A 25,476-nucleotide genomic window follows, 5' to 3' on the forward strand; every position below is an offset into this window, starting at 1 on the left:
TTGTTATTTGTACAACTAAAGTCTCTACACCTTATGTCTAAGTTTGTTTGTTGAGCAGTTTGACTAAAGTATCTGCATAACAAGCAAAACAACAGGTGTCCCATGACAAGGCCAGAACGCTCCTCTCACCTTCAGCAGTACCAACAGGCCAGCCAACAGCCTGAGCAGTTTTGGGCGGCGCAGGCTGCTCAGTTGCAGTGGTACAAAGCGCCGGCTTCCATCCTGCACCAGCAGGATGCCCATCATTACCAGTGGTTTGCTGACGGCGAACTCAATACCAGCTTTCTCGCTCTCGACAGCCAGATTTTTCAGGGCAGAGGGGCACAAACGGCCTTGATTTACGATTCCCCTGTCACAGGCCACAAGCAGCAGTACAGCTACCTTCAGCTGCGCGACGAAGTCGCCTTGCTGGCGGGGGCGATGCAGCAACTGGGGCTGGAAAAAGGCGACCGGGTGGTGATCTACATGCCCATGGTGCCCGAGGCGGTGATCGCCATGCTGGCAGTGGCGCGGCTGGGCGCCGTGCATTCGGTGGTGTTTGGCGGTTTCTCAGCGCATGAACTGGCGCTGCGTATCGACGACGCCACGCCAAAATTGGTGCTGTCAGCCTCCTGCGGTATCGAAGTCAACCGGCTGATTGCCTATAAACCACTGCTGGATGAAGCACTCAGCAAAGCGCAGCATCAGGTGCAGCATTCCGTGGTACTGCAGCGGCCACAGCTGCAGGCGGAGATGACTGTCGGTCGCGATCTGGACTGGCAGCAACTGCTGCAAGGTGCCAGCCCGGCAGAACCTGTGCCGGTCAAAGCCACAGACCCTTTGTATATTCTGTACACCTCAGGCACCACAGGAAAACCCAAAGGCGTGGTGCGAGACAACGGTGGCCATGCCGTGGCACTGCGTTACAGCATGCAGACCATTTATGGCGTGCAGCCCGGCGATGTGTTTTTTGCAGCGTCTGATGTCGGCTGGGTGGTCGGCCATTCCTATATTGTCTATGCCCCTTTACTGACGGGCTGCACCACAGTGCTGTATGAAGGCAAACCCGTCTTTACGCCCGACGCCGGTGCCTTCTGGCGTCTGTGTGCCGAATACAAAGTCAAAGTGCTGTTTGCAGCGCCCACTGCCTTTCGTGCTATTCGCAAAGAAGACCCTGAGGCGACGCTGCAGCAGTATGACCTGTCTGCACTGCGCTACATCTTTATGGCGGGTGAACGGCTGGATCCGGCCACTTACCAGTGGGTGACGGATAAAATTGGCAAACCTGTGATCGACCACTGGTGGCAAACTGAAACCGGCTGGCCTATTGCTGGTAACCCGGCAGGTTTAGGTCTATTTCCTGCCAAAGCTGGTTCGTCGACTGTGCCGGTACCGGGCTTTCAGGTGGATATTCTCGATGAGTCCGGTCAGCCAGTGCCAACTGGCCAGCAAGGTTATATCGCACTGAAGCTGCCGTTACCGCCGGGCTGCCTGATCAGCATTTGGGGCAATGATGAGCGTTTTGTTGATGGCTACCTCAGCACTTTTACCGGCTATTACGCCAGTGGCGACGGCGGTTACCTGGATGACGACGGCTACTTGTTTGTGATGGGCCGCACCGACGACGTGATCAACGTGGCAGGGCACCGTTTATCCACCGGCGAGATGGAGCAGGTGGTGGCCGCGCATCCGGCGGTGGCGGAATGTTGTGTCATTGGGGTTGCAGAGCCGATCAAAGGCCAGCAACCTTTAGCGCTGGTGCTGCTGAAAAATGGCGAAAGCATCAGTGAGCTTCAGCTGGAGCAGGAACTGGCCGCTCTGGTGCGCAAAGAAATTGGCGCTCTGGCTTGCTTTAAAAAAGCGGTGTTGGTTAAACGACTGCCGAAAACCCGCTCCGGCAAAATCCTGCGCAAAGTGCTGCGGCAAATTGCGGATGGCCAAAGCTACAGTATTCCGTCTACGATCGACGACCCGGCCTGTCTAGCGGAGATTGAACAGCTGCTGGCGCAAAAGCAGTTAAGTTAAACAAAGGGGTCAAACAAAAGGGGTCAGGTCTTGTATTTTGCGTCTCAATGCAAAATACAAGACCTGACCCCTTTTTAAGAATTAGTGGTGCTTCGCTTTGCGGATGTATCTGTCCATTTCTGCTTCCAGCACTTCCAGCGGTAAGGCGCCGTTGGCCAATAAAGCGTCGTGGAAATCGCGCAGGTTAAATTGCTCGCCCAGTTCTTGTTCGGCTTTGGCGCGCAGCTGACGGATTTTGATTTCACCCATTTTGTAGGACAACGCCTGTCCCGGCCAGGAAATATACCTGTCTACTTCAGCCCGCACATTGGCCTGTGACAAGGAGGTGTTGGAAGCAAGGAAATCCAGCGCCTGTTGACGGCTCCAGCCTTGCGAGTGAATGCCAGTGTCGATCACCAGACGGCAGGCGCGCCACATCTCGTAACTCAGGCGGCCAAACTGCTGGTAAGGCGTGTCGTACACGCCCATTTCCACGCCCAGACGCTCGGCATACAAGCCCCAGCCTTCGCCATAAGCGCTTAAATACAGGTTGCGACGAAACTGCGGCACATTGTCCAGCTCTTGCGAAATGGCGTTTTGCAGATGGTGGCCAGGCACAGATTCATGCAGGGTCAGCGCTACCAGCTCGTACAATGGCCGTTGGTCCAGCGCATGGGTATTGACCCAATAAGCACCGCCACGAATGCCGCCTATAGCGGCCGGGTTGTACGAAGCTGTGGTGTAGTTGGGCGCTATTTCGTCGGGCACTGGCACCACGCCATAAGGCAGGCGGGGCAGCTTGCCAAAAAACTCAGGCAGGCGGTAATCAATACGTTTGGCAATGTACGAGGCTTCTTTGAGTAAGTCGACCGGGGTTTTGGCGTAAAACTGCGGGTCTGTCCGTAAAAATTGCGTGAAGTCAGCAAAGCTGCCTTTAAAGCCGGTTTGCTTAATCAGCGCATCCATTTCGGCCCTGATGCGTTTAACCTCCGCCAGACCGGTCTGGTGAATGCTGGCCGGGTCCAGGTCCTGCGTCACATAGGTGTTAATGGTATGGCGATAATAGGCTTTGCCGCCAGGCAGCTGCTCTGCACCCAGGCTGTCAGTGGCTGCTTTCATGTAGTCGCCTTCCAGAAAATCAGCCAGTTGGGCGAAGGCCGGAATGGCACTTTTTGCAATGGCGTCACGGCCGGCTTGTTGCAACTCTTGTTGCTGAGCCGCACTAAAGCTGGCTGGCAACTTTTTAAAGGGCTCATACAGGCTGCTTTGGGTTGGGTCGGCGTACACTTGCGCCCGAACCGTTGGCGCTATGCCTTGCACCACGATTTTCGGTAGCACAAAACCGTCTTTGATACCGGCACGCATATTGGCGATATTCTCGTCAAAGTAACGGCCAAAGTCCTGAATACGGGCGATGTAGTCCTGATAGTCGGCGACTTTACTCATGCGCAGGCCGCTACTGGCGTCCAGAGCCGCGCTCCAGAAACTGTAAAAGGTATTGGCCGGAATACGGTCCAGAAACAAGGTGTTGGCGTCGATGGAGTTTTTCAGCACCCAGGCCAGCAGTTGTTGATTCACCCTGTCGGCGTCGCTTAAGCTGCTGTTGTCGATGCCATTCAGCCGGCTCAGCAGCTGCTGTTCGGCTTTCAGCCGGCGGCTGCGGTCTTGTGCCGTTACCCCAGGTAAGCGGTTATTGTAGCCGCTCAGCCCCATCCGGCCGGCGGTGATTGGGTCTTCCTGCAAGCTGTATTGCCAGTGGTCGTCAATGACTTGTTTTAGCTGTTCTGTGGCGGTGGCGGCCTGCAGCGAGGCAGTCCAGCCACAAAGCGTGATGGATAAAATGCAAAGATAGTGGCGCAAATGAAACACAAAAGGCTCCGGAAGCTATGGTGGTGTAAGTAGCCACCACCTTAGCATGGCGCAGCGCAGTGCTGACAATTTCTGTCCTGCGGCGGCCACAGTCCGGCGTATTTATTGCGATCGTACTTGCAGCTGCGGCTTTGTGGCCGGGGGTTCACTGGCTTGTCGCCTTCCAGCAACTTCAAGTGACTCAGGGATATGCTTATTCCATCGCAGCTGCCGGTGCCTGGGCCTGAGCGGCGGCCTGGCGTTTCGGCGCTTTGAGTAAAAACAACAACGGCACTGCCACGACGGTCAGCCACATCATCAACCGGAAGTCCTGCAGGTACGCCATATTCAGCGCTTGTCGGGTCACCTGTTGGTTAATCTGCGCCAGGCCTTCGGTGGTCTCTGTGCTCAGCACACCCTGATCGGTCAGTTGTTGCAGCGCCAGATTGCCGGTCTGAATAAAGTCAGCAAAATGCGCATGGTTCGCCTGGGTGTGTTCAGTCAGGTAACTGACCACCACCGAAATGCCGATACTGCTGCCAATATTGCGCAGCAGGCTGAACAAGGACGACGCATCGGTACGGTAATGGCCGGGCAGGGTGGTAAAGGCTACTGTGGTCAGCGGCACAAAAATCAGCCCCAGCCCCAGCCCCTGAATCACCCCGGTCAGGATAATGTCGGCCTGAATCACGTCCGGGCCAAACTGCGTCATCATATGCAGCGACAGGCACATCAGCATACAACCGACAAAAATGACTTTGCGGGCGTCTACTCTCTGGCCCAACCGGCCGACCAGCATCATGGCGGTCATGGTGCCAAGGCCACGCGGTGCCATCACCAAGCCTACATCAATCACCGGGTAGCCCATCAGATTTTGCAGGTAAGGCGGCAACAGCGCCATGGTGGCCAGCAGGCTGATACCGACAAAAAAGATAAACACCAGGCCGACACTGAAGTTACGGTCTTTAAACATGGCCGGGTCTATGTAAGGTTTTTTGCTGGTCAGAATATGGCTGACAAATAAATACATAGCGCCGACGGCCAACAAAGCTTCAACCACAATTTCCGGGCTGTTAAACCAGTTCTGGCTTTCGCCACGGTCCAGCATCATCTGCAGCGCGCCAATGGCCAGGCTGAGTAAGGCAAACCCCAACAGGTCAAAGCGGCGGCTGTTATCCAGTGTGGTTTCTTTCACATAACGGCTGATGCCATACCAGGCCAGAATGCCAAACGGCAGGTTGATATAAAACACCCAGCGCCAGTTGTAATACTCGGTCAGCCAGCCACCCAGCGTAGGGCCAAGAATAGGGCCAACCATCACCCCCACGCCCCACATCGCCATGGCCGAGCCATGTTTTTCCGGCGGGTAACTGTCCAGCAATACCGATTGGGACAGCGGCACCAGGCTGGCGCCAAACACCCCTTGCAGTAAGCGAAACAGGATCAGTTGGTTTAAGTCCTGCGCAGCGCCACAAAGCATGGACGCCAGGGTAAAGCCAATCACCGACCAGACAAACACCCGTTTGCGGCCAAGCCTGGCACACAAGAAGCCTGTCAGCGGCATACAAATAGCCGCCGCCACTATGTAGGAGGTCAGCACCCAGGAAATTTGGTCCTGGCTGGCACCCACCGAACCTTGCATATGCGGCAAGGCCACATTGGCGATGGTGGTGTCCAGCGCCTGCATAATGGTAGCCAGCATCACGGCCAGGGTGATCCAAAGCCGGTTAGGGACAGCCTCACTGCCTGAGACTGCTTGGGCCTGGCTCATAAATGCAGACCAAATAACTGACGTTGGTGACCGGTATCCACCTTCACTTCAGCACTTAAACCGGCCAGCAGATCGGCGGACTGAGAGCCTTGCAGTTCGATACGGACCGGTACGCGCTGGCTGATCTTCACCCAGTTGCCTGTGGCATTTTGTGCCGGGATCAACGCAAACTCTGCGCCTGTCGCCGGGCTTAAACTTTGTACCTGGCCGGTCAGGGTGCGGTCCGGAAAGCGGTCGATGGTAATTTCCACGCTTTGGCCTGGCTGCATATAGGTCAGCTCTTTTTCGGTGAAGTTGGCTTCCACCCACAGCTGCTCGCTGGCAACCAGGGTAGCCGTGCTCTGACCGGCTTTAATATACTGGCCAGGTTTTGGCAGGTTGCTGACCACACCTGTCACACTGGCTGTCACCTGGGTGTAGTTCAGGTCCAGTTGTGCCTGTGCGATAGCGGCCTCGGCAACCTGATAGCTTGGGTGCTGCTCAACCGGCAGGGTCGGGTCGCCGCCCAGGCTTTCCGAAATGCGGTTTAAGTCCTGTTGCAGCGCGGTAATTTGTTGTTCGGCCAACCGCACCTGCTGCTCGGCGTCATCAAAGTTATTGGTGGCCACATAATGCTTTTTCAGCAAATCGGCCTGACGGCGCTGAGTTTTTTGCGCATATTCCAGCTTGGTTTTGGCCAGGCTGATTTCGGCCAGCTTTTCCTGGTAAGACGCCTTTTGCGCCAGCAGCTCGGTTTTTACCTGCGAGCGCTGCGCAACGGCTTTTTGCAGTACCAGTTCAAAAGGCGCTGGGTCTATTTTAAACAGCAGGTCGCCCGCCTGTACCTGCTGGTTTTCGGCGACCAGCACTTGGGTCACCGGACCGGCAATTTGGGCGCTTAACGGAATTTTATCGGCTTTGACATAGGCATTGTCGGTTTCGACAAAGCGGCCGCCCTGTAAATAGAAAAAGCCACCGGCAACAGCGGCAATAGCAGGGATCAGACCCATCAGGATCCAGCGTTTAGAGGCATTTGAGTTGGTAGTCATACTGCATTGTCCTGTGCTGAGGAGTCTGCATCATTGCCAGTCTCCAGCATGTTTTGTCGCATCAGATGCAGCAGTGGCAGCACCTGGGTCTTGTCGAGGCCTTGTAATGCCTTTTGCTGAATACGTTCACCGCACTGGCGGATATTCAGCAATTCGGCTTCGGCCGCTGGGAGTAGATAAATGCGGTAGGCGCGCCGGTCCTGCGTGCAGGGGCGACGCTCGACCAGTTGTAACTGAACCAGTTCGTCAATCAGCCGCGCCATGGTCATCGGTTGCAGTTCAGCGCGCTGCGCTAAATCGACTTGCCGGGCACCTTCCATTCGGGCCACGCCAATCAGTGCTTTGGCCTGCGCAAAGGTTAATGAGCCCTGGCCTAATTCCTCGGCAAAACTGACACGGAATAACCGGCCAAGCTCGGCAATCAACAAGCCAACGCTGTCGCGCCATTCTGGCCTGTGCTGCAATCCGTCCAGGCAACTGTGAGTGGATAAGTCGTTCATCGGCTGGCTCGCAAAGTAATAACGTGACGTTATTATATGTTCGGCTTATTAAATGATCCAGCCCCAATCTGAATTTAGCTAAGGCTGCAGGTAAACCAACCGTGGGTTCTATCTGAATTCGGTTGAGGTGACAGGCAAACCAGTCGAGGGTTCTATCGGAATTCGATTGAGGTGGCTGGTTTGCAAGCCACTTGATAAGAATTTAGATACTTGCTGCGTTGCCTGCCGCCTTAGCGAATTCAGATATTTGCAGTTCTGCGCAGGTTCCAAGGGCGCAGTAAACTGCGGCCCCTGCTGGCGGCGTTGGCTGTCGTCAATAAACAAAGTTTGTCTAAAGAGTAAAAAAGGTGTAATTTTTACTCATGATTAAATTTGAATTTGATGAAAACAAAAGCAGAATTAATCTCAAAAAGCACGGTATTGATTTTCATACAGCTCAAGGGCTGTGGAATGATTCAGATCTTATCGAGATCCCTGCTAACACGAGTGATGAGCCAAGATATTTGGTTGTCGGGTTGCTAAACGGCATGCATTGGTCAGGAGTAATTACCTACCGAGGCACGAATATCAGGATCATCTCAGTTCGGCGTTCACGGAAAGCGGAGGTAAGCCTTTATGAAAGCGCATGAATTTGATGCCAAGTTTGAAAGTGACGACGATGATGTCCTAATGGACTTGGATTTATCGCAAGCCAAAAGACCGATGCATAAGCAAAAACGAGTCAATGTAGATTTTCCGGCATGGATGCTTGAGTCCTTGGACAGAGAAGCGAGTCGTATTGGTGTAACACGTCAATCAATCATTAAAATCTGGTTGGCAGAAAGGTTAGAGAGCGTCTCTCATCATTCAAGTGTGAGATAAACGGTGAATCGATCAGAGTTTCCTGGACATAAATGGAAGCTACAAAAACGCCAGAACTAAGTTTGACGAATGCATATAACAAAGTGTCACAATTTTAAGCCTATGGTTGGGGAGATATTGCCAATATGAGCGTCTGTGCAACTCATTAATTGGCATATCGCGTCAAAACCAACTTAGAGCAAAACAGATAGTGGTAACTGCGTAGTGAGCAATCAAAAGTGAGCGCGGGAGGCGCGAACGGGCGAACGCAGTAGTTGCCGGTGGCTGGTTTGCTTGCCACCTGATGAGAATTTAGATACGTCAGTTCTGCTCAGGTGCAGCGGGCGCAGTAAACTGCGCCCCTACACAAATCCAACAAATCCAAGAAATTCAAGACATCCAAGCTAAATCCAGCTCACAAAGCCAGGCTTAGAAGCGGTATTCCCAGGTGCCAGCGGCGGCCAGGTTGTCGCCACCTGCCACCAATAATGGCGAATCTTGCAGGTAACGCAGTTGCAGGCTGAGCAAACCGTTAAACAGCGGGCGGCGGTGTTCGCCTTTGAGTTGCCAGCTGCTGCTGCCAGCACCCTGGTCGTAATAGGTGGCGCGGTACAAATGCGCAGACCAGCTGATGCCGTCGAAGGTTTGGTAATGGTAGCCAGCACTGATCACGCGGGCGTCCTGGCCATAACCACTGCCAATCACCCGGCCGTAGCGGGTATAGCCTTGCGGGTACAACTCGCCCTGATAAGCGCATTCCCCTTTGATATCCGTACCATCACAATCAATGTAAGTGTCTGAGTATTCCAGGTTCACCGTATGAATGGCGTTGTCGTCCCCCCAGTAGCTGCGGGCACCAAACAAAAGCAACGGGTTTTCCGGCCAGCCGTCGGCGTTGTCATCGTCGGCAATTTCGCCGTACAAGGTTAGAGGTAAAGGCAACTGATGCAGATGGTAGCTAAAGTCGAGTCCTGCACGCTGGTCACTGTTGGGCTGCTGGTCGTCATTATTCAGCACCATGTCCCACCAGTCGGAAAAATCGTTGCCACGGCCCTGGCCACCCCATTGACTGATACGGGATACACCCACTTCCAAAGCGGCAGCAGGGCGAAAGTTAAAGCGCGCGCCCCAGAAACGGGTTTGCGGCACCGCGCTGCTGTGTTCACCAATGCCGACAAAAGAGCTGAAACTCCAGGGGCCGAGCCAGTTCAGCACTGGCAGATCAATGGCGTCCCAGCCATGACGGCTGACACGCAAGGAAGGCACAGGCCGGGCGTTATTGCTGAGTAATAAATTGCTTTGCTGGCCAGGGCCCCACCAGTTGGAGATTTGGTCGACCGACAGCACCCAATTGCCCAGCAAGGCGGCCAGGTAGCTGTTGTCATAGACCACATCCTGCTCAGTGCTGGTGTCATTTAAGTCGCGGTAACTCACTTCCATCCGCCCTGCAAACAAGGTGTCCTGAAACTCATTAAATACCGTTACACCGGCCTGATCTGGGTAGGTTTCACCAAAGCTCTGAATACCGGCTACTTCGGTGTTGGCTTTGAGTTTAACGCCAGACGTCTTGTCGCTTTTGTTGGTTTGCAGCACATGGCGCACATGGGCCAGTGCAAAGCGTACTTCGTTGTTGTAGTCATCGTCCTTCAACGCTTGTAAATCGGCGGCGATGTTTTTCCACATCAGCGGGTAGGTATTCACCGGGCCGGACAACAAGCCAGCATGGGATAAAGTCTGCAGCGACTGGCGCAGATAGTTATCCTGGGTATCCACCCAAGGCGTGGCCTGTGCAACAGCCGCTGCTAGCGACAACGAAAGCAAACATAATTTAGCGAATTGGCTCACAACAAATCCTGTGTTAGTCAGCTTGGCTGGTGAAACGCTGGATCAGCGCCTGGCGGACATGGTCTGCGACAAAATTACTGACGTCACCGCCATGCCGGGCCACTTCTTTCACCAAAGTAGAAGAGATAAAGGTATTTTTTTCCGAAGGGGTCATAAACAGACTGTCCAGATTCGGGTTCAGTTGCCGGTTCATACTGGCCAGCTGGAATTCGTATTCAAAATCGGCCACGGCGCGCACGCCGCGCAGCAGCACCTGGGCTTGTTGCTGTTTGGCAAAATCGGCCAGCAGACCAGAAAAACCAACCACTTTAACATTGGGTAAATCGGCAAAGCAGGCGCTGGCCAGTGCAACCCGTTCATCCAGGCTGAACAAGGGTTTTTTACTGGGGTTGGCTGCAACGGCCATAATCACTTCGTCAAACAGGCGAGAGGCTCTGATCACTAAATCGCTGTGCCCATTGGTGATTGGGTCAAAGGTACCTGGGTAAATGGCTTTAGTTTTCATGGGTTTAGTCTGGATCCTTGCGCATTGTCTGCATGACTAGAGTTTTTAATCCAATTGGCGTTACTATACCAGACTGAAAAAAATAACATAAAACAAAACAGAACAACGCGGATGGACAAGAAACTCAGGACCAGAGACAAAATACTGCAAGCCAGTATTGAGCTCTTTAATCAACAGGGTGAACGTGCAGTCACCACCAATCATATCGCCGCCCACCTTGGCATCAGCCCGGGCAATTTGTATTACCACTTTCGCAACAAAGAAGACATTGTGCGTCATATCTTTAAGGAATACGCCAAGTTGCTGGAAAGCCGGGTACAGCCGCCCAAAGGCCAGTCTGAAGCGCTGGATTCATTGGCGCAGTACCTGGATGTAGTGTTTGAGCTGGTGTGGCGCTTCCACTTTTTTTACGCCAACCTGCCGGATATTTTGTCGCGCGACGCTGCTTTGCAGCAGGACTATCTGAACGTACAAAAGGTGGTGCAAAGCCGGGTAGTGTCGGTATTGCAGGCATTGAACCAGGCGCAGGTGGTGGCGATTTCTGAAGCCGACATTCCGGATTTGGCCCATACCATTAAGATGGTGGTGTCGTTTTGGGTCAGTTATCTGAAAACCCAATGCCCTGAGCATCAACTGGATAAGCAACATGCCTATTGGGGGGTAATAAAAGTTTTACTGCTGGTGAAACCTTATGCCACCGTACAAGCTTTGCCCCGTTTCGAACGTCTGCAGCGCCATTTTACTGAATTAGCGGGTGAAGCTCCGCTGTAAGCTGGGCACCTTTCGAAAGGCTGCGCCCGCAGCCTTTTATGTTTGACTAGTCCGATCTGCTGCAAGCCCCAACGCAAAAGGGCTGCACCGCGATACAAACCTGATTACAATAGGCCCGCTTTTTACCAAAGTCCTACTACCCAAGCGGAGGGTCGCATGTCCACCACCCCATTCCTGGCACACTTACAACAACAAATCGACGACGTGAAAGCCCAGGGTTTATACAAAGGCGAGCGTATTATCAGCTCGCAACAACAGGCTTCTGTGACAGTAGCCGGTGACAAGGTTTTAAACTTTTGTGCCAACAACTATTTAGGCCTGGCCAACAGCCCAGAACTGATTCAAGCGGCGCAACAAGGTCTAGATTCGCATGGTTTTGGCGTGGCCTCAGTGCGCTTTATCTGCGGTACCCAGGATATTCACAAAACGCTGGAAGCCAAAATCAGCGCCTTCTTAGGCACTGAAGACACCATTTTGTATTCGTCCTGCTTTGACGCTAATGGTGGTTTGTTTGAAACCATTTTAGGCCCGGAAGACGCAGTGATTTCAGATGCGTTAAACCACGCCTCCATTATTGATGGTGTGCGTTTATGCAAAGCCAAACGGTACCGCTACGCCAATAACGATATGGCAGAGCTGGAAGCTCAGCTGCAACAGGCCGACGCCGATGGCGCCCGCTTTAAGCTGATCGCTACCGACGGTGTGTTTTCGATGGACGGCGTGATTGCCGACTTAAAATCTGTCTGCGATTTAGCCGACAAGTACAACGCACTGGTGATGGTGGATGACAGCCACGCCGTTGGCTTTGTCGGTCAAAACGGCCGCGGCACCCACGAATACTGCGACGTGCTGGACCGGGTCGACATTATCACTGGTACTTTAGGCAAAGCCTTAGGTGGCGCGTCAGGCGGTTACACCTCGGGCAAAAAAGAAATTATTGAATGGCTGCGTCAGCGCTCACGGCCTTATCTGTTCTCCAACTCCCTGGCGCCTTCTATTGTCACTGCGTCGATTAAAGTGCTGGAGCTGCTGGCCGACGGCGATGCGCTGCGCGCCAAGCTGTGGGAAAACGCCAATTATTTCCGCGAGCGCATGAGTGCGGCCGGTTTTACCTTGGCGGGTAAAGACCACGCTATTATTCCTGTGATGTTAGGTGATGCCAAAGTGGCGTCTGAGATGGCGCAGCGCATGCTGGCCGAAGGCATTTATGTGGTGGGTTTCTCCTTCCCTGTGGTGCCAAAAGGTCAGGCCCGTATTCGTACCCAGATTTCTGCTGCACATAGCAGAGCCGATTTAGACAAAGCCATTGATGCCTTTATCCGTATTGGCAAAGACATGGGCATTATTGCGTAAGGAATGATGATGAAAGCATTAGCCAAATTAAAAGCCGAACCTGGGATCTGGCAAACCGAAGTTGAGATGCCAACCGTTGGTCCCAATGATGTGCTGATCAAAATTAAGAAAACCGCCATTTGCGGCACCGACGTGCATATTTACAAATGGGATGAATGGGCTCAGAAAACCATTCCGCACGGCATGGTGGTTGGCCATGAATACGTCGGCGAAGTGGTGGACATGGGCTCGGAAGTCCGTGGTTTTGTCAAAGGCGACCGCGTCTCTGGTGAAGGACATCTGGTCTGTGGTTACTGCCGTAACTGCCGTGCCGGCCGGGTGCATTTATGCCGCAACACCATTGGTGTGGGTGTAAACCGCGAAGGCTCTTTCGCTGAATATCTGTCGATTCCGGCCTTTAACGTGTTTAAAATTCCAGACAATATTCCTGACAATATCGCCTCGATTTTCGACCCATTCGGTAATGCCGTGCACACCGCACTGTCGTTTGATTTAGTTGGTGAAGACGTGCTGATCACCGGCGCTGGTCCTATAGGCATTATGGCTGTGGCCGTGGCCCGTCACGTGGGTGCCCGTCATATTGTGATCACAGACGTAAACCCATACCGCTTAGAGCTGGCGCGTAAAATGGGGGCTACCCGCGCTGTGGATGTCAGCAAAGAAAACCTGCAGGACGTGATGAAAGAGCTCGGCATGACGGAAGGCTTCGACGTCGGTCTGGAAATGTCCGGTGTGCCTTCAGCCTTCCGCAATATGCTGGATACCATGAACCATGGCGGCAAAATTGCGATGCTGGGTATTCCGCCGTCTGATATGGCGGTGGACTGGAACAAGGTCATTTTCAAAGGCCTGGTGATCAAAGGCATTTATGGCCGTGAAATGTTTGAAACCTGGTACAAAATGGCCAGCCTGATCCAGTCTGGTCTGGATTTAAGCCCGATCATTACCCACGAAATGCCGATGGAAGACTTCCAGAAAGGCTTTGAAATTATGTGTTCAGGCCAATCCGGCAAAGTGGTACTGAACTGGAGCTAAGGTTGGGTTTAGGTTGGGGGTCAGGTCTTGAATTTTGCATTGAAACGCAAAATTCAAGACCTGACCCCTTTGTGTTTTGGCGGCAAAAAAAATTTTCAGGCAGTTGTCGAAAATGCGTCTCTGTTGTCGACTATGGAAGACTGCTGCATCATTCTGATAAAGCTCAGTGATTTATCAAACGGAGAATACGGATGTCGAAAATGATTTTTGTCAATTTACCCGTCGCGGACTTAGCGGCGTCAATTCAGTTTTATCAAGCGTTGGGTTTTGTAAAAAACCCACAATTCAGTGACGACACCGCGGCCTGTATGGTGTGGAGTGACAGCATTTTTGTCATGCTGCTGACCCATGCGAAATGGCAAACCTTTACCAAGCGGCCTATTCCTGCCAAAAGCTCGAGCGAAGTGATGTTGGCTCTGAACTGTGCTAACAAAGCTGCAGTTGATCAGCTTTGCACCGCCGCCAGTGGAGCCGGTGGCACAGCGGACGTGAACCCAAAACAGGACCTGGGCTTTATGTATGGCCGCAGCGCGCTGGACTTGGACGGCCATATCTGGGAGTTTTTCTGGATGGACCCGGCAGCGGTTCAGGGGTAATTGCTACTAATCCCGCCGCAGCTCGCGGCGCTTTTTAAAGATTTCGTTTAACTGCTCTATAGTGGTGTCTGGCTCGCAGGGAATGCTGCTGCGAGTCCAGATCCCTGATTTACGCTGTTCTGCTGAGGGAAGTTGCCAGCAGCTGCCATCGGCCGTTTTTACCAGCTCTGCGCCGTTACTCAGCTTTTTAATGGTCTTGGCCGGTGTTTGGTTTGCCGGAGCTTTGGATGGCTCCGTCAGCCGGGCGTCTTGTTTCGCTTGCTGTACGCTGAAGCTGGTCGCTGGTATCGGCGCAGCTCCTGTGGCAGAAGACAAAGCCCGGCTGGCCAAAGAACCGCGTTTGGCTGGTGGCGTGACGGGCGTGGTCTGCACCGGTGACGCAGCTTCATTCTTTGGTTCTGTCGCGATTCTGGCTGGCTTCGCCGGTGTGGTTTTTGCTCGGGAAGGCGCGTCGGTTTTGGGTTTTACTGGCGTTGCTGGTGTCGGCAATGGTGTAGCAGGTTCAGCTGCACTCATCGGCGGTGGCAGCGGTTCGGGCACAGCAGCTTTGGGCGGCGTGTAGGTAAAGGCCTGAATGGATTTTTTCGGGATGATTTTGGGGGAGGTTGGGTAGGTGGAACACCACAACACCAACAACAGCAGCAGGTGCACCCCAACCGAAACCAACCATCCTTTCATACCACTGCTCCTGTTAACGAATGCAGCTTGGACTGGTCAGTTTTCGGATAATTCCCTGAATTTCAGATAAAAACAGCTCGGGGTCAGTACTTAACCGCTCGGGGTCATATTTACTCCCATGGGGTCAGGTCTTGAATTTTGCGTTTCAATGCAAAATTCAAGACCTGACCCCCTGAGTGCATGACCCCGTGCGCGGGGCTGCGCTTTTAAACGCTGGAGGTACCTTTCAGCGCGGCAATGCGTTTTTCCAGCGGAGGGTGGCTTAAAAACAGTTCAGTGCTGGCGGTTTTGCTGGCAATACCAAAAGCCATCATCGACCCTTGCAACTGGCTTTCATGGTTATGACGCAGACGCTCCAGTGCGGCAACCATGGCTGGCGCACCTACCAGGCGGGCAGCTCCGGCGTCGGCGCGGTATTCACGCTGGCGTGAGAACCACATCACAATAATGCTGGCCAATACACCAAAAATCATTTCCAGGATAAATACGGTGATCATATAGCTGAAGCTGAAGCCACCTTCGCTGGCGCTCTCTTCGTCGTCGCTGGAGCGGAAGAAGTTGTCGATTACACCGGCCACCAGACGGGCAAAGAAGATCACAAAGGTGTTTACTACGCCCTGAATTAAGGTCAGCGTCACCATATCACCGTTCGCGACATGTGACACTTCGTGCGCCAATACCGCTTCTACTTCCTGCTGGCTCATATTGTGTAACAGGCCGGTACTGACCGCGACCAGCGCATTATTGCGGTTCATGCCGGTAGCAAAAGCATTCATTTCCGGTGAATCGTAAATGGCCACTTCTGGCATACCAATACCGGCTTGCTCTGCCTGACGGCGGACTGTATTGACCAACCAGTGCTCAGTTGAATTTTGTGGCTGTTCAATCACCACGGCACCGGTAGAACGTTTGGCCATCCACTTGGACATCGCCAACGAAATAAAAGAACCACCAAAACCAAACACTGCAGCCATCACCAACAAGCCGCTCATGCTGCTGCGGTCCAGACCAAACACGCTGAACACAATGCTCAGCACCACACTTAACACCAGCATGACCGCCAGGTTAGTGACCAGGAACAAGAAGATACGTTTCATCATCAACCCCTTTTTGAGTTACTGAGCGAAAGTTTATCCGAAGAAAAGTTAAATAAAATAAGTTTTTGACGAATGAAATATCAGATAAGACAGAACGACTTGGCGGCGTCACTGAGATAAGTTATCATTTGAGAATTATTCGTATTTGGAGTCCCGGGCATGTGGGGTCTGGTATTTGCCTTGTCGTTGCTAGCGTTATTCTGGTTGGGTCGTGGGCTTTGGTGGCATTGGTATGAGCCTTATGCCGAAGCGCGGCGTCTGAATTTGCAACTGTACCGGGTGAAACGGCAGGGTGCTTACCTGAAACTGTGGCTGCGGCAGCCGGATGGCTTGGTGTTGCCCAAAGCCGGGGCTGGTCAGCATCTGCTGTTGTATGGCACGGATCTGGCTGGTAAAGCGGTGTCCCGCGCGTATTCCATTGCCAGCGACTGCAACCAGAGACGTTATTACCAGCTGGTAATTAAAGCCGAGCCAGATGGCCGGTTAAGCCAGGCCTTATTCCAAAAAGCGGCGCGGCTGGACAGCGTGCTGTGCTCTTACCCCCGTGGCCATTTCAGCCTGAAACCGGGCCGCGCGCCTGTGGTGCTGGTGGCGGCAGGGGTTGGTATTACGCCGCTGCTCGCAATGGCATTTCAGGCCATTCGCCAGCGCCGTCATGTGACCTTGGTGTACCAGGCGCGCAATCAGGCTGATTTGTTGTTTTATCCAATGCTGCGGCGTTTACCGGCATTCACACTGGTGCCTTGTCTGAGCCAGCCTGAGGCGGGCTGGGCAGGGAGAGCGGGTCGTATTGATGCTGGTTTGTTGTTTAAATTGGGTGGTGTTTCTGCCCAGTATTATTTTTGCTGCAAAGCCCTGATGACGGAAAAACTGATTTGCGATTTGTCCATTCTGGGGGCGCATCAGTGCTTTAACGAACCCTTCAGTGCCGCAGCCAGTATCCAGAGTTTCAGTATTGAGATGGATGGTCAGCAGGCCGACAGCATGGGGCAAAGGTCTGTGCTGGATGCGCTGATTGCCGCGTCTGTGCCATTGAGTTATGACTGCAAAGGTGGCTCCTGTGGTTTGTGCAAAGTGCGGGTGGTCAGTGGTGAGTATAAACAGGTGCTGGATGCTGCTGTGCATTGTGGCGATGATGAAGTGCTGGCGTGCTGCATTCAGCCAACGTCTGCTTTGGTATTGACCAGCCTTGACGCTGAGGCCGAGGTGGTCAGTGAGCCGGTACCGCCGCTCACTAAAGCAGAACCAGCCTAGGCTGGTTCTTTTCACTCTAACTGGCGCAGCGCCTGCTGCAATGTCTGCACAATTTCTTCCGCTTTGCGCTGCAAGCGCAGCTCGCTGAACAGCAACTCAGCTTCCGGGTACTGCAGTTTCAGGTAGCTGAACCACTGTTTGATCCGGTTGGAATAATACAGGCCTTTGTCGCCGGCAATTTCGTAGTCGGAATACTGCAACAACAATTCAAGCACTTCAGGCCAGGGCATCGCCTGTTCCGCTGTGCCTGAGCGTGCAGCCACTATCTCTTTGGCTAAGCTTGGCCTGGCGAGCGCACCACGGCCCAGCATAATATCGGCCGAGCCAGATTGTTGCTGGCACAAAGCGGCATCGGCCGGTGTCCAGATCTCGCCATTGGCAATCACATTGATGGGCACCACGGCACGGATTTTTTCAATCCAGGGCCAATAAGCCGGTGGCCGGTAGCCGTCTGCTTTGGTACGGGCATGCACCGTCAGCTCAGTTGCACCGGCTTCATACAAGGCGCGCGCATTGTCCAGTGTCAGGCTGGTGTCATCAAAGCCCAACCGGATTTTGGCGGTGACCGGAAAAGCGGCGGGGACAGCGGCTCGCACTGTTTTGATAATCTGGTACAGGGTGTCGGTTTCTTTCAGCAGTACGGCGCCACCCTTGTTTTTATTGACCATCTTGGCCGGGCAGCCGAAGTTTAAGTCTACGCCGGGTGACCCCAGTTCCACCGCCTTCAGCGCATTTTCTGCCAGCCAGTTCGGATCTTGCCCTAACAGCTGGATTTTCACCGGCACCCCGGACGGCGTTTTTCCGCCTTGGCCCAGCTCTGGGCAAAGCCGGTAAAATACCCGGCGTGGCAGTTTCATATCCACCACCCGGACAAATTCAGTGACACATAAATCGAAGCCACCGATACGGGTCAGCATGTCCCGCATCAGGTGGTCGACCACGCCCTCCATGGGGGCTAAGACTATTCGCATAAGGGCTCGATGGCTGAGGGACACTCAGTGGTGGTAACAGTTTGGCACTTCATGTTGGGCCAGGTAATCGCCTAAATCGTGCAGGCTCAGCTCATCCAGTTCCAGCAGGTCCAGCAGGGTGGTTTTGTACTGCTGCCATTCCGGATCCTGGTCCGATTCCAGCAGGATGCGGTTTTCTTCGGTCATATGTTCGGCCAGTTTCAGCAGCGCAAACAGGCGTTTTTCATACAAGTCGTCCGACACCAGCATCAGCGCCGGGCTGTGGTGGTAAGCAATCACATTGGCCAGCTCAGGCGCCAGACCCCAGGACTGGGCAATCATATAGCCCAGCAACTCATGGCTGGTTTCAAAATGCTGCTGCTCACTTTCTGGCACACTGTGGCCTTGTTGTAACCCTTGCTTCAGTACTTTGGCGTAATCCGGGAACTGACCGGCAATCAGTGCCATACCGGCATTGTGGAATAACCCAAGGCTGTAGGCATCGTCCACTGTGTCTGAACCCAGTCGCAATTGCTGGGCAATCAACATGGCGGCATTGGCCACCTGAGTGGCACTGTGCCACAGGGCTGTGGTGAATCTGTCGGTTTTGCCCTGGCTCAGGGTAAAACGCAGCACCACCGAGCTGACCAGCTTGATCACCCGGTTCAGGCCCAGGTACTTGCAGGCATGCTCAACAGAACTGACTTTACGGCGCAGGCCAAAGTACACCGAGTTTACAACTTTCAGCGTAAATCCGGCGATGCCGACGTCCTGATTAATCAGTTCGGCAATGCGGTGGATATTCGGATCGTCGCTTTCTATTTCAGCTTTAATCGCTAGTAACACGCCTGGCTGAGGCGGAATAGTAAAACCACTCAGCGCCTGCTCTACCACTGCCATATTGATTGCTTTGGCCATACCACAAACCTGTTCTGACGATTGAATGAAACAAAGCGCTTATAGTAAAAGGGCCGCCTTGAAAAAGCAAAAGCCAGCAGCTCAAGGGGCTGTTTCTTTCAACTGTTCAGCAGCTTTTTGACCCGTTTCAGTTCGGCATTGAACTTTTTATCCTCCCCTGCTTTCAGTGACCCCAACAGCTCGCTGGCCTGAGGCCGTTGCTGGCGCAGCAGAACTTCGGCCAGGCGCAGTTTGGCCCAGTCCAGCCTTGGGTGTTGGCTGTCCTGATAAAACTGCAGGTAACGCTGCAGGGCTTCGGCACCGATCTGCAGATCTTGTTGCTCTGTAGCCGCAAGGCGGCCCAATTGATACAGATAACCCTGCTGGTCGGACAAATCCGTTTCCAGGGCGGCAGCCTGCTGGTAATGGCTGAATGCAACTTCGGGTTGTTTCAGAGCCAGTCGGACCTGCGCCATAGCGCCCTGCCAGCGGGCTTGCTGTGGCTGAGGCTGTTGTTCCAACAGCACCAGCGCCTGTTGGGCGTGGTCCGGCAGCAGTAACCCGGCTTGCAGCACTACCGCGTGTACCGGGGATTTTTTTTCCAGCTCATGCATGAATACGTCGGCTTTTTCGTCATCACCGCCGACAATGGCCGGTGCCTGTCGGTAAAAGCCAATCAGGGTGGTCAGTATGTCCAGACGATCCGGTGCGCGCAGATTGGCTTGTTGCAACCAGGCCAGACCTTGTTTGGCATGGCTGGCTTTACTGAAGATACTGCTGCTTTGTGCCAGCTGCAGTTTCGCCATCGCTGCCAGATACCAGAGTTCTGCATCGGGGCTGTTGGCATCCAGGCTGGGCCCGAGCAGCTCAACCACCTGCCCGGCTCTGTTGTTGGCCAGCTGGATTCTGGCCTGCCATTGCAGTTTTTCGGTGTTGCTCAGTTCGGTGTCTGAGGCCAGCTGTTCGGCTAACCACTGCCATTTATCCTGCTCAAACGCCAGTTGGTAAGGGGTTAAGGTGGAGGCCTTTGTACTGCCAATCAGCAGGGCACATAACAAAACAAGAGTTCGCATCGTAGTTTCCATTGGGTTGAAGACAGGCTATGGAAGCGTATTAGATGTGAACGAAAGGTGAACAGCAATAGGCCGGAAGTCACAACTCTGGGATTAGGAGTCCAGATAAGGCCGGCCAGCCATCATTTGTTTGGCCAGTTGCTGTTCGGCTTCGGCGTCCGACAGTTCCAGCTGGCCAAACTGCACATCAAACTGAATTAAATCTTCGTCCGGCATCAGCTCGGCAATCAGCCGGTCTGGCACCTGGCCGACCTGGCGGTAGGCATTGATTGCCACTTGCGCAGCCTGTTCCATCAACTGGAAAAACTGCCCTAACGGAAAACTCTGGAAAATAGGCGCGTCCAGATGAGCCCAGCCTAATAAATCACCGCTGATGCTGCCTTCTGCATGGTCGGTAAACAGCATAGACACCGCAGGAAACGGCGGGTTGTCACCGCTCTCGTATTGCTCTGCATGTTCGTCACTGAACAGCAGCACATAACCAAAACCCGGGCAGCCCTCTGCGTCCATATCATCAAAAGCAGGATCGTAGATAAGTATGAGTGAGCTGTCTGACATGGGCCGGTGTCCTCGGTAAAAACGGGCCGCTATTCTATACGACTGTGGGGCTGAGCTAAAGGTAAAATTTGAGCAATCTGGCGGGCAGGAGTAAATGAATGGTTCGGGTTTTGCCTGGGTCTGGGTTAGTATACGGGCAAATATTTTGCTTTGAAGGTGAGTTATGACTGAGTTTCAGCGTATTTCTGTGGCGCAGGCCATCGAAAAAATCCAGCAAGACCAAGCGGTTGTCGTGGATATCCGGGACGAACAAAGTTTTGCAGCTGGCCATATGCAAGACGCTTTTCATCTGACCAATACCAGTCTGGGCCAGTTTATGCAAAAAACTGAATTCAGCACACCAGTGGTGGTGGTTTGTTATCACGGTAATTCCAGTCAGGGGGCTGCACAGTACCTGGCCCAGCAAGGCTTCGATACGGTATACAGCATGGACGGTGGTTTTGAAGCCTGGCGCCAGACGCAACCTTATGTCACAGGCCACAATGATTAAGCTGCTTGAGATCCACTCAGTTCAGGCTGCCCAACTCTTTGCCAGTTATTGCCACAGCCTGAAGTTGCAGGTCAGTGTGGTGGTGCAGTCAGCGCAACAGGCTGAGCTTTGGTGTGATGAGCAGCAACAAGCCGAGGTAGAGCAGCTATGGCTGGAGTTTATCCAGCAGCCTGGCCATCCGCGTTATCAGGCCGCCGCCTGGCAGCAGGCGGAACCTGCACTTAGCTCCGGGCGTTCAGGGTTATCCGGCTATTGGCAGCAGTTATGGGCTCAGGGGGGCGTATTGACCCATCTGATTTGGCTGGCTGCTGTGCTGGTGTTTGGCTGGCAGCAACTGGCGCCCTGGCAGGCCGTTTCGGCGCTGCAGTTGCAGGCGGACTATGGCTTGTCGCTGGCGCAAGGCTGGCGCTGGCTGACCCCAGCCTGGCTGCATTTCTCCGGGGCTCACCTGGTATTTAACCTGATTTGGGTCTGGTACTTGCTGGGGCCGGTAGAAAAACGCTCCGGCAAACTGCTGGCCACCGCACTGGTATTGGCCGCTTTGTTGCCATCACACCTGCTCCAGTTTGTGTTGGCCGGTTCGAACTTTGGCGGTTTATCCGGCCTGGTGTACGGGCTGTTTGGCTTTTACTGGATTTGCGGTTGGTTAAAACCGGCCTGGGGGTATCAGTTAAGTCCGGGATTAATCGGCTTTATGTTGCTGTGGCTGGTGATTGGCTTTGCGGATTTGTTGTGGATCCCAATGGCCAACTGGGCGCATTTAGGCGGATTGCTCGGCGGCATGGGGCTGGCTGCTGTGCTGGCATTGACTGGGCGGCGCTGACTCCGCCCTTCTACTGGCAGAAGCTGAGTTATACCGGTCCGTGGTACAGGTATTTGCTGTAGAGCACGTCACGGATCACGTCCTGACCTGTCTCCCGACGCATTGCATCTTTCAGCTCGCTTAAAATCTTTAAACGGATTTCTTCACGGCCAGTCAGTGATTTGTGTTTGTCCGCAGTTTCTTTGCTCAGAATATCCACAATAATGTCGAGCAGCAGTGGCTCGTGGTGCTCAATCACTTCGATGTATTTTTTGTCACTTAGCATCAGCTGCATAGACACCCGCACATAACCCAGCTCTTCGGTGCTGGGTGTCACGTAGTTGGTGACTATATCCGGGTCAAAAGGATAATAAGCAATTTCCGCTTTAGGTTTTGCTGGTGCCGCATCCTGCGCGAACAGCGGGCCTTGAACTGCCATTAAAACCGCAAAAATCAGCGCTCGTTTCATTCCGGTTTCTCTTTCATTTTTATCAAATAACTGCGGTGATCTTACCTGATGACATTGACTTAGGCTATCAGCACCGCGAATTCTTTTGCTAATCTAAGCCGCTGTAAGTGCATTTTTCCAGTCTTAAGAAAAGCTGCAAGTTGCTGTAACAACATCAGAAGCTACCAGCCTGAGCTGTAGACCTGTTCATCCTATCGCATAAAGTGCAGCCATTTGCAGAGTTTTTTTGAGTTCCGCCTGCTGGCCTTGTTATGATGCGCGCCATCATGACTGGTCCGGAACCTGGCATTGGAACAGCAGCCCGAATTTTTATTGCAGGGACAATGGTCACCTGCCCACACTGAATTACTTCCGCCCCATTACCAACCCTGGTTGCTGGAAGCCGGTTCGCTGACGGCTTTATTGCGTCTGCACTGCCAGCACTTTGCGCTGGAAGTGGTGACAGAGCGGCAGAGCATTTTACCGCCTGAATGGCAACAGCAATGGCAACAGCAGCATGCCTTGTGCCGCGAGGTGATTCTGTACTGTGACCATCAGCCGGTGGTCTATGCCCAAAGCTGGTTACCAGCAACCACTATTGCTCAACTGCAGTATCTGGCTGCTTTGGGCCAGCAACCGCTGGGCGATGTGATTTTCCAGCACCCGTCCTTGCAACGTGGTCCGATCGAAGTCGCCTATTGGCCAGAATTAGAGCTGCCCCGGCTGGGTTTGCAGCATGGTTTGTGGGGGCGACGTTCGGTATTCAGTCTGTTGCAACAGCCTTTTCTGGTGCAAGAGGTGTTTTTACCCGGAGTCAAAGACCTATGAAATGGATGTTGCAACTGTCGCATTGGCCCGAATACAAGTTACTGATGCGGTTGGACAGGCCGATAGGCAGTTACCTGCTGCTCTGGCCAACCTGGTGGGCTTTGTGGCTGTTATCTGCAGGCCAGCCTGACTGGTACTTGGTCATCATTTTTAGTCTGGGTGTGGTGCTGATGCGTTCAGCTGGCTGCGTGATTAACGATTACGCAGACCGTAACTTTGATGGCCATGTGGAGCGCACCCGGCTACGGCCGCTGGCCGCCGGGCGGGTGCAGGCTGCCGAAGCGCTGCAGTTGTTTATTCTGTTATTGCTGGTCGCTGCCAGCCTGCTGTTGTGGCTGAACTGGCAAACCCGCTTACTGGCGCTGGTGGCTGTGGTGCTGGCGATTGCCTACCCATTTATGAAGCGGGTGACCTACCTGCCGCAATTTGTATTGGGGGCGGCCTACAGTTGGGGCATTCCGATGGCCGCTATGGCCAGCCTGAGCACAATCCCTGGCTGGATTTGGGCGCTTTACCTGGCCAACTTGTTATGGACAGTGGCGTACGACACCTTCTACGCCATGGTCGACCGGGACGATGATATCCGGATCGGGGTGAAATCCACTGCGTTATTGTTCGGCCCTTATTGCCATCAGGCCATCGCGTTGTTGCAAGTGGCGTTTTTGTTGCTGATGGCCTGGGTAGGGACGGAAACGTTTGCTGGCGTTTGGTATTACACAGGGCTGGTGCTGGTGGCGTTAAGTTTCGCCCATCAGCACTGGCAGGCCTCTACTCAAGGCCGGGCTGGCTGCTTTCAGGCGTTTTTAAATAACCATTACAGCGGCCTGCTGCTGTTTCTGGCCATTGCTGTAGATAGTCTGGCGCGTTGATTCCTGCTTCTGGGCCAGAGTAAAACAAGGCCGGTGAAGGTAAACAGCAGGGCAGTGGCGGAGAACAGCATCAGTAGCGGACTGTTGAAGTTTTCCCGCTCCTGGTAGTCCATGATGTGCAACATCCAGACAAAATCAAATAAGCGCCAGTTGTCAGTCCGCACACTCAGTGCAGTACCGGTAAAGGCGTGCAGATAAAACGCACTGTGCTCTTGGTCTTGCCAACTTACTTGCCACAGCGGGCCGCGCAAGTGGCGGACTTCAAAAGGTGCCTGCTGCAGTAAGGCCAGCGTTGCTGCGGGTGCCGGGCCCTTGTACTGCGCTTGCGCCAGCTGCAATGCTTCAGCTTCCGTCAGTAAAGCCAATGGCTCTGCGGTCAGTGCGGAATAAGCGCTTTGTTCTCCTTGGCGATTCAGCAAATACACAGGTTCAGTGCCACGTTGGCTCAGGCTCAGGCTGGCATCCGCCTTGCCAGCCAATATGGCCGCTGGAGCTACGGCCTGCTGCCAGCTGGCTGCAGGCAATGCCTGACGCAGATGGTCGCCATGGACTTGATCGATAGGCAGAAGGGTCATGATCAGGCCGCTGCCAAACCAGGCCAACAACTGGAAGAGCAACAGCCAGCCCAGATATTTATGCAAAGTGCGCCATAAGGGCGCACGTAACCCTAACTTCATCTGATCACCCCAGTGTTTTTTCCCCAGAGTGCCTGAGTGGAACTAAAAACTCCATAACAGGAGGCGGCAGTCGACATGCGTCATGTTGTCGCAGCTCGCGGAACCAGCAGCGATTAACGGGACGGGTCAATCAGGCCCTGAATGCTGGTGTTATGGCGGAACCAGCCGGCAATGCTGAACCGAGGGCTGTCCGCTGCTTTCACTTCATGCGGGAAACGGCAGCTTTCAAACAACACCAGGGTACCGGCTTTCGGTTGCACGACTTCCAGCTGCTGCTGTTGTCCATCATAGATCACTAACTCACCGCCGCTGTCGCAGTCATTCAGGTAACAGACGCTGGACAGTACCCGGTTGGAACGGCCGGCAAAGGCATCCAGGTGGGTGCGGTAAAAATCACCTTGCTGATAACGGGCGTAATGGGCTTCAAAATCGACCAGTCCAAGGAAAAACCGCCGGTTCATCCATTGCTGCAGCTCTGCCATGCGGGCCAGATACGCCTGCTGCACAGGGTTTTGCTCAGACAGCCAGAGCGTTTGATCGCGCCGTACCTCGTTATTCAGCTGATGCTGACCGCTGCGGCCAACTCCGGCTGGCGTCAGCGGCTGCTGTTGCACGTCCTGATACAAGGCCCAGCACAAGTCCGCTGGCAGCGCTTGCGGCAGCACCACATAACCTTGCTGATAAAAAGGCGTGCTGAGGCTGTCCAGCCAGTTGTCGGAGGTGGGCCAATGGTACGGGGTGCTGTGCATAAGGAATGAAAAAGCCGCCAGGATTAATGGC

General features: G+C 53.7%; 27 protein-coding genes. 12 read left to right on the forward strand and 15 right to left on the reverse strand.

What is annotated here, in order from left to right; all coding sequences use genetic code 11:
* The first annotated feature begins 102 nt into the window (after nt 1-102).
* Nucleotides 103-2,004 (forward strand): acetate--CoA ligase, encoded by a 1,902-nt coding sequence (locus tag ACFO3I_RS10185; RefSeq protein ID WP_377333881.1) that lies wholly within the window; start codon nt 103-105, stop codon nt 2,002-2,004.
* 81 nt (nt 2,005-2,085) lie between these two features.
* Here the strand turns inward: ACFO3I_RS10185 and ACFO3I_RS10190 are convergent, their stop codons facing one another.
* From ACFO3I_RS10190 to ACFO3I_RS10205, 4 genes are all read right to left on the reverse strand, one after another.
* On the reverse strand, nt 2,086-3,852 hold the full coding sequence (locus ACFO3I_RS10190; protein WP_377333882.1) for a DUF885 domain-containing protein: 1,767 nt from the start codon (nt 3,850-3,852) through the stop codon (nt 2,086-2,088).
* 193 nt (nt 3,853-4,045) lie between these two features.
* Nucleotides 4,046-5,602, reverse strand: a complete 1,557-nt coding sequence (locus tag ACFO3I_RS10195; protein WP_377333883.1) for a DHA2 family efflux MFS transporter permease subunit — start codon at nt 5,600-5,602, stop codon at nt 4,046-4,048.
* Nucleotides 5,599-6,630 carry an HlyD family secretion protein gene (locus ACFO3I_RS10200; RefSeq protein WP_377333884.1) on the reverse strand — a complete coding sequence of 344 codons (1,032 nt, stop codon included), beginning with the start codon at nt 6,628-6,630 and terminating at the stop codon, nt 5,599-5,601. The genes ACFO3I_RS10195 and ACFO3I_RS10200 overlap by 4 nt, the downstream gene beginning before the upstream one ends.
* On the reverse strand, nt 6,627-7,130 hold the full coding sequence (locus tag ACFO3I_RS10205; RefSeq protein WP_377333885.1) for a MarR family winged helix-turn-helix transcriptional regulator: 504 nt from the start codon (nt 7,128-7,130) through the stop codon (nt 6,627-6,629). The genes ACFO3I_RS10200 and ACFO3I_RS10205 overlap by 4 nt, the downstream gene beginning before the upstream one ends.
* Nucleotides 7,131-7,492: 362 nt before the next feature.
* On the opposite strand from ACFO3I_RS10205, the gene ACFO3I_RS10210 reads away from it, so the two are divergent.
* Together ACFO3I_RS10210 and brnA are read left to right on the forward strand one after the other, a co-directional pair.
* A complete protein-coding gene (locus ACFO3I_RS10210; RefSeq protein ID WP_377333886.1) occupies nt 7,493-7,759 on the forward strand; it encodes a BrnT family toxin in 267 nt (88 codons plus the stop codon).
* A complete protein-coding gene (brnA, locus tag ACFO3I_RS10215) occupies nt 7,746-7,991 on the forward strand; it encodes a type II toxin-antitoxin system BrnA family antitoxin (protein WP_377333887.1) in 246 nt (81 codons plus the stop codon). Before ACFO3I_RS10210 ends, brnA begins: the two co-directional genes overlap by 14 nt.
* Before the next feature lie 408 nt (nt 7,992-8,399).
* Here the strand turns inward: brnA and ACFO3I_RS10220 are convergent, their stop codons facing one another.
* Nucleotides 8,400-9,815 carry a capsule assembly Wzi family protein gene (locus ACFO3I_RS10220; RefSeq protein ID WP_377333888.1) on the reverse strand — a complete coding sequence of 472 codons (1,416 nt, stop codon included), beginning with the start codon at nt 9,813-9,815 and terminating at the stop codon, nt 8,400-8,402.
* A 13-nt stretch (nt 9,816-9,828) separates the two neighbouring features.
* Nucleotides 9,829-10,320 (reverse strand): pantetheine-phosphate adenylyltransferase, encoded by a 492-nt coding sequence (coaD, locus tag ACFO3I_RS10225; RefSeq protein ID WP_377333889.1) that lies wholly within the window; start codon nt 10,318-10,320, stop codon nt 9,829-9,831.
* A gap of 111 nt (nt 10,321-10,431) precedes the next feature.
* Between coaD and ACFO3I_RS10230 the strand changes: the two genes are divergently transcribed.
* The 4 genes from ACFO3I_RS10230 to ACFO3I_RS10245 all read left to right on the forward strand — a co-directional run bounded on the left by ACFO3I_RS10230 (nt 10,432) and on the right by ACFO3I_RS10245 (nt 14,075).
* Nucleotides 10,432-11,091, forward strand: a complete 660-nt coding sequence (locus ACFO3I_RS10230) for a TetR/AcrR family transcriptional regulator (RefSeq protein WP_377333890.1) — start codon at nt 10,432-10,434, stop codon at nt 11,089-11,091.
* Between the two features lie 156 nt (nt 11,092-11,247).
* Nucleotides 11,248-12,444 carry a glycine C-acetyltransferase gene (locus ACFO3I_RS10235; protein WP_377333891.1) on the forward strand — a complete coding sequence of 399 codons (1,197 nt, stop codon included), beginning with the start codon at nt 11,248-11,250 and terminating at the stop codon, nt 12,442-12,444.
* Nucleotides 12,445-12,453: 9 nt separating this feature from the next.
* Nucleotides 12,454-13,479 (forward strand): L-threonine 3-dehydrogenase, encoded by a 1,026-nt coding sequence (gene tdh, locus ACFO3I_RS10240; RefSeq protein WP_377333892.1) that lies wholly within the window; start codon nt 12,454-12,456, stop codon nt 13,477-13,479.
* A 191-nt stretch (nt 13,480-13,670) separates the two neighbouring features.
* Entirely contained in the window at nt 13,671-14,075 is a 405-nt protein-coding gene (locus ACFO3I_RS10245; protein ID WP_377333893.1) for a VOC family protein, read from the forward strand.
* A gap of 6 nt (nt 14,076-14,081) precedes the next feature.
* On the opposite strand, the gene ACFO3I_RS10250 is transcribed toward ACFO3I_RS10245, so the two are convergent.
* Nucleotides 14,082-14,753 carry a hypothetical protein gene (locus ACFO3I_RS10250; RefSeq protein ID WP_377333894.1) on the reverse strand — a complete coding sequence of 224 codons (672 nt, stop codon included), beginning with the start codon at nt 14,751-14,753 and terminating at the stop codon, nt 14,082-14,084.
* Between the two features lie 206 nt (nt 14,754-14,959).
* A complete protein-coding gene (htpX, locus tag ACFO3I_RS10255; RefSeq protein WP_377333895.1) occupies nt 14,960-15,850 on the reverse strand; it encodes a protease HtpX in 891 nt (296 codons plus the stop codon).
* A 159-nt stretch (nt 15,851-16,009) separates the two neighbouring features.
* Between htpX and ACFO3I_RS10260 the strand changes: the two genes are divergently transcribed.
* The gene (locus tag ACFO3I_RS10260) at nt 16,010-17,104 is read left to right on the forward strand and encodes a 2Fe-2S iron-sulfur cluster-binding protein (RefSeq protein ID WP_377333896.1); all 1,095 of its coding nucleotides are present in this window, start codon (nt 16,010-16,012) and stop codon (nt 17,102-17,104) included.
* Between the two features lie 11 nt (nt 17,105-17,115).
* On the opposite strand, the gene ACFO3I_RS10265 is transcribed toward ACFO3I_RS10260, so the two are convergent.
* The 4 genes from ACFO3I_RS10265 to ACFO3I_RS10280 all read right to left on the reverse strand — a co-directional run bounded on the left by ACFO3I_RS10265 (nt 17,116) and on the right by ACFO3I_RS10280 (nt 20,582).
* Nucleotides 17,116-18,075 (reverse strand): tRNA-dihydrouridine synthase, encoded by a 960-nt coding sequence (locus ACFO3I_RS10265; RefSeq protein WP_377333897.1) that lies wholly within the window; start codon nt 18,073-18,075, stop codon nt 17,116-17,118.
* 24 nt (nt 18,076-18,099) lie between these two features.
* The gene (locus tag ACFO3I_RS10270) at nt 18,100-18,972 is read right to left on the reverse strand and encodes an HDOD domain-containing protein (RefSeq protein WP_377333898.1); all 873 of its coding nucleotides are present in this window, start codon (nt 18,970-18,972) and stop codon (nt 18,100-18,102) included.
* 98 nt (nt 18,973-19,070) lie between these two features.
* Nucleotides 19,071-20,024 (reverse strand): hypothetical protein, encoded by a 954-nt coding sequence (locus ACFO3I_RS10275; RefSeq protein ID WP_377333899.1) that lies wholly within the window; start codon nt 20,022-20,024, stop codon nt 19,071-19,073.
* A gap of 93 nt (nt 20,025-20,117) precedes the next feature.
* Nucleotides 20,118-20,582: a hypothetical protein gene (locus tag ACFO3I_RS10280; protein WP_377333900.1), complete on the reverse strand. Its 465-nt coding sequence runs from the start codon at nt 20,580-20,582 to the stop codon at nt 20,118-20,120.
* Between the two features lie 163 nt (nt 20,583-20,745).
* Between ACFO3I_RS10280 and glpE the strand changes: the two genes are divergently transcribed.
* Both glpE and ACFO3I_RS10290 read left to right on the forward strand, forming a co-directional pair.
* Complete coding sequence (gene glpE / locus ACFO3I_RS10285) at nt 20,746-21,072, forward strand: thiosulfate sulfurtransferase GlpE (protein ID WP_377333901.1); 327 nt, start codon at nt 20,746-20,748, stop codon at nt 21,070-21,072.
* A complete protein-coding gene (locus tag ACFO3I_RS10290; RefSeq protein WP_377333902.1) occupies nt 21,050-21,895 on the forward strand; it encodes a rhomboid family intramembrane serine protease in 846 nt (281 codons plus the stop codon). Before glpE ends, ACFO3I_RS10290 begins: the two co-directional genes overlap by 23 nt.
* Before the next feature lie 28 nt (nt 21,896-21,923).
* Here the strand turns inward: ACFO3I_RS10290 and ACFO3I_RS10295 are convergent, their stop codons facing one another.
* Nucleotides 21,924-22,343 carry a flagellar basal body-associated FliL family protein gene (locus ACFO3I_RS10295; RefSeq protein ID WP_377333903.1) on the reverse strand — a complete coding sequence of 140 codons (420 nt, stop codon included), beginning with the start codon at nt 22,341-22,343 and terminating at the stop codon, nt 21,924-21,926.
* A gap of 288 nt (nt 22,344-22,631) precedes the next feature.
* Here ACFO3I_RS10295 and ACFO3I_RS10300 point away from each other — a divergent pair, with 288 nt between their 5' ends.
* Together ACFO3I_RS10300 and ubiA are read left to right on the forward strand one after the other, a co-directional pair.
* Nucleotides 22,632-23,150 carry a chorismate--pyruvate lyase family protein gene (locus tag ACFO3I_RS10300; RefSeq protein ID WP_377333904.1) on the forward strand — a complete coding sequence of 173 codons (519 nt, stop codon included), beginning with the start codon at nt 22,632-22,634 and terminating at the stop codon, nt 23,148-23,150.
* Nucleotides 23,147-24,019, forward strand: a complete 873-nt coding sequence (gene ubiA / locus ACFO3I_RS10305; RefSeq protein ID WP_377333905.1) for a 4-hydroxybenzoate octaprenyltransferase — start codon at nt 23,147-23,149, stop codon at nt 24,017-24,019. The genes ACFO3I_RS10300 and ubiA overlap by 4 nt, the downstream gene beginning before the upstream one ends.
* On the opposite strand, the gene ACFO3I_RS10310 is transcribed toward ubiA, so the two are convergent.
* Together ACFO3I_RS10310 and ACFO3I_RS10315 are read right to left on the reverse strand one after the other, a co-directional pair.
* Complete coding sequence (locus ACFO3I_RS10310) at nt 23,965-24,696, reverse strand: PepSY domain-containing protein (protein ID WP_377333906.1); 732 nt, start codon at nt 24,694-24,696, stop codon at nt 23,965-23,967. The genes ubiA and ACFO3I_RS10310 overlap by 55 nt on opposite strands.
* 113 nt (nt 24,697-24,809) lie before the next feature.
* Nucleotides 24,810-25,445 (reverse strand): 2OG-Fe(II) oxygenase, encoded by a 636-nt coding sequence (locus ACFO3I_RS10315; RefSeq protein ID WP_377333907.1) that lies wholly within the window; start codon nt 25,443-25,445, stop codon nt 24,810-24,812.
* Between the last annotated feature and the right edge of the window lie 31 nt (nt 25,446-25,476).

The organism is Rheinheimera marina, from assembly GCF_042654345.1.
Taxonomy (GTDB): domain Bacteria; phylum Pseudomonadota; class Gammaproteobacteria; order Enterobacterales; family Alteromonadaceae; genus Pararheinheimera; species Pararheinheimera marina.

Excerpts from the sequence above, each read along its gene's own strand:
- coaD (WP_377333889.1), bottom strand. The coding sequence starts at position 10,320 with ATGAAAACTAAAGCCATTTACCCAGGTACCTTTGACCCAATCACCAAT.
- ACFO3I_RS10315 (WP_377333907.1), bottom strand. The coding sequence starts at position 25,445 with ATGCACAGCACCCCGTACCATTGGCCCACCTCCGACAACTGGCTGGAC.
- ACFO3I_RS10230 (WP_377333890.1), top strand. The coding sequence starts at position 10,432 with ATGGACAAGAAACTCAGGACCAGAGACAAAATACTGCAAGCCAGTATT.
- ACFO3I_RS10295 (WP_377333903.1), bottom strand. The coding sequence starts at position 22,343 with ATGAAACGAGCGCTGATTTTTGCGGTTTTAATGGCAGTTCAAGGCCCG.
- ACFO3I_RS10185 (WP_377333881.1), top strand. The coding sequence starts at position 103 with ATGACAAGGCCAGAACGCTCCTCTCACCTTCAGCAGTACCAACAGGCC.
- ACFO3I_RS10245 (WP_377333893.1), top strand. The coding sequence starts at position 13,671 with ATGTCGAAAATGATTTTTGTCAATTTACCCGTCGCGGACTTAGCGGCG.
- brnA (WP_377333887.1), top strand. The coding sequence starts at position 7,746 with ATGAAAGCGCATGAATTTGATGCCAAGTTTGAAAGTGACGACGATGAT.
- ACFO3I_RS10210 (WP_377333886.1), top strand. The coding sequence starts at position 7,493 with ATGATTAAATTTGAATTTGATGAAAACAAAAGCAGAATTAATCTCAAA.
- ACFO3I_RS10195 (WP_377333883.1), bottom strand. The coding sequence starts at position 5,602 with ATGAGCCAGGCCCAAGCAGTCTCAGGCAGTGAGGCTGTCCCTAACCGG.
- htpX (WP_377333895.1), bottom strand. The coding sequence starts at position 15,850 with ATGAAACGTATCTTCTTGTTCCTGGTCACTAACCTGGCGGTCATGCTG.
- ACFO3I_RS10270 (WP_377333898.1), bottom strand. The coding sequence starts at position 18,972 with ATGGCCAAAGCAATCAATATGGCAGTGGTAGAGCAGGCGCTGAGTGGT.
- glpE (WP_377333901.1), top strand. The coding sequence starts at position 20,746 with ATGACTGAGTTTCAGCGTATTTCTGTGGCGCAGGCCATCGAAAAAATC.
- ubiA (WP_377333905.1), top strand. The coding sequence starts at position 23,147 with ATGAAATGGATGTTGCAACTGTCGCATTGGCCCGAATACAAGTTACTG.
- ACFO3I_RS10235 (WP_377333891.1), top strand. The coding sequence starts at position 11,248 with ATGTCCACCACCCCATTCCTGGCACACTTACAACAACAAATCGACGAC.
- ACFO3I_RS10205 (WP_377333885.1), bottom strand. The coding sequence starts at position 7,130 with ATGAACGACTTATCCACTCACAGTTGCCTGGACGGATTGCAGCACAGG.
- ACFO3I_RS10310 (WP_377333906.1), bottom strand. The coding sequence starts at position 24,696 with ATGAAGTTAGGGTTACGTGCGCCCTTATGGCGCACTTTGCATAAATAT.
- ACFO3I_RS10290 (WP_377333902.1), top strand. The coding sequence starts at position 21,050 with ATGTCACAGGCCACAATGATTAAGCTGCTTGAGATCCACTCAGTTCAG.
- ACFO3I_RS10260 (WP_377333896.1), top strand. The coding sequence starts at position 16,010 with ATGTGGGGTCTGGTATTTGCCTTGTCGTTGCTAGCGTTATTCTGGTTG.
- ACFO3I_RS10200 (WP_377333884.1), bottom strand. The coding sequence starts at position 6,630 with ATGACTACCAACTCAAATGCCTCTAAACGCTGGATCCTGATGGGTCTG.
- ACFO3I_RS10275 (WP_377333899.1), bottom strand. The coding sequence starts at position 20,024 with ATGCGAACTCTTGTTTTGTTATGTGCCCTGCTGATTGGCAGTACAAAG.
- ACFO3I_RS10280 (WP_377333900.1), bottom strand. The coding sequence starts at position 20,582 with ATGTCAGACAGCTCACTCATACTTATCTACGATCCTGCTTTTGATGAT.
- ACFO3I_RS10265 (WP_377333897.1), bottom strand. The coding sequence starts at position 18,075 with ATGCGAATAGTCTTAGCCCCCATGGAGGGCGTGGTCGACCACCTGATG.
- ACFO3I_RS10250 (WP_377333894.1), bottom strand. The coding sequence starts at position 14,753 with ATGAAAGGATGGTTGGTTTCGGTTGGGGTGCACCTGCTGCTGTTGTTG.
- tdh (WP_377333892.1), top strand. The coding sequence starts at position 12,454 with ATGAAAGCATTAGCCAAATTAAAAGCCGAACCTGGGATCTGGCAAACC.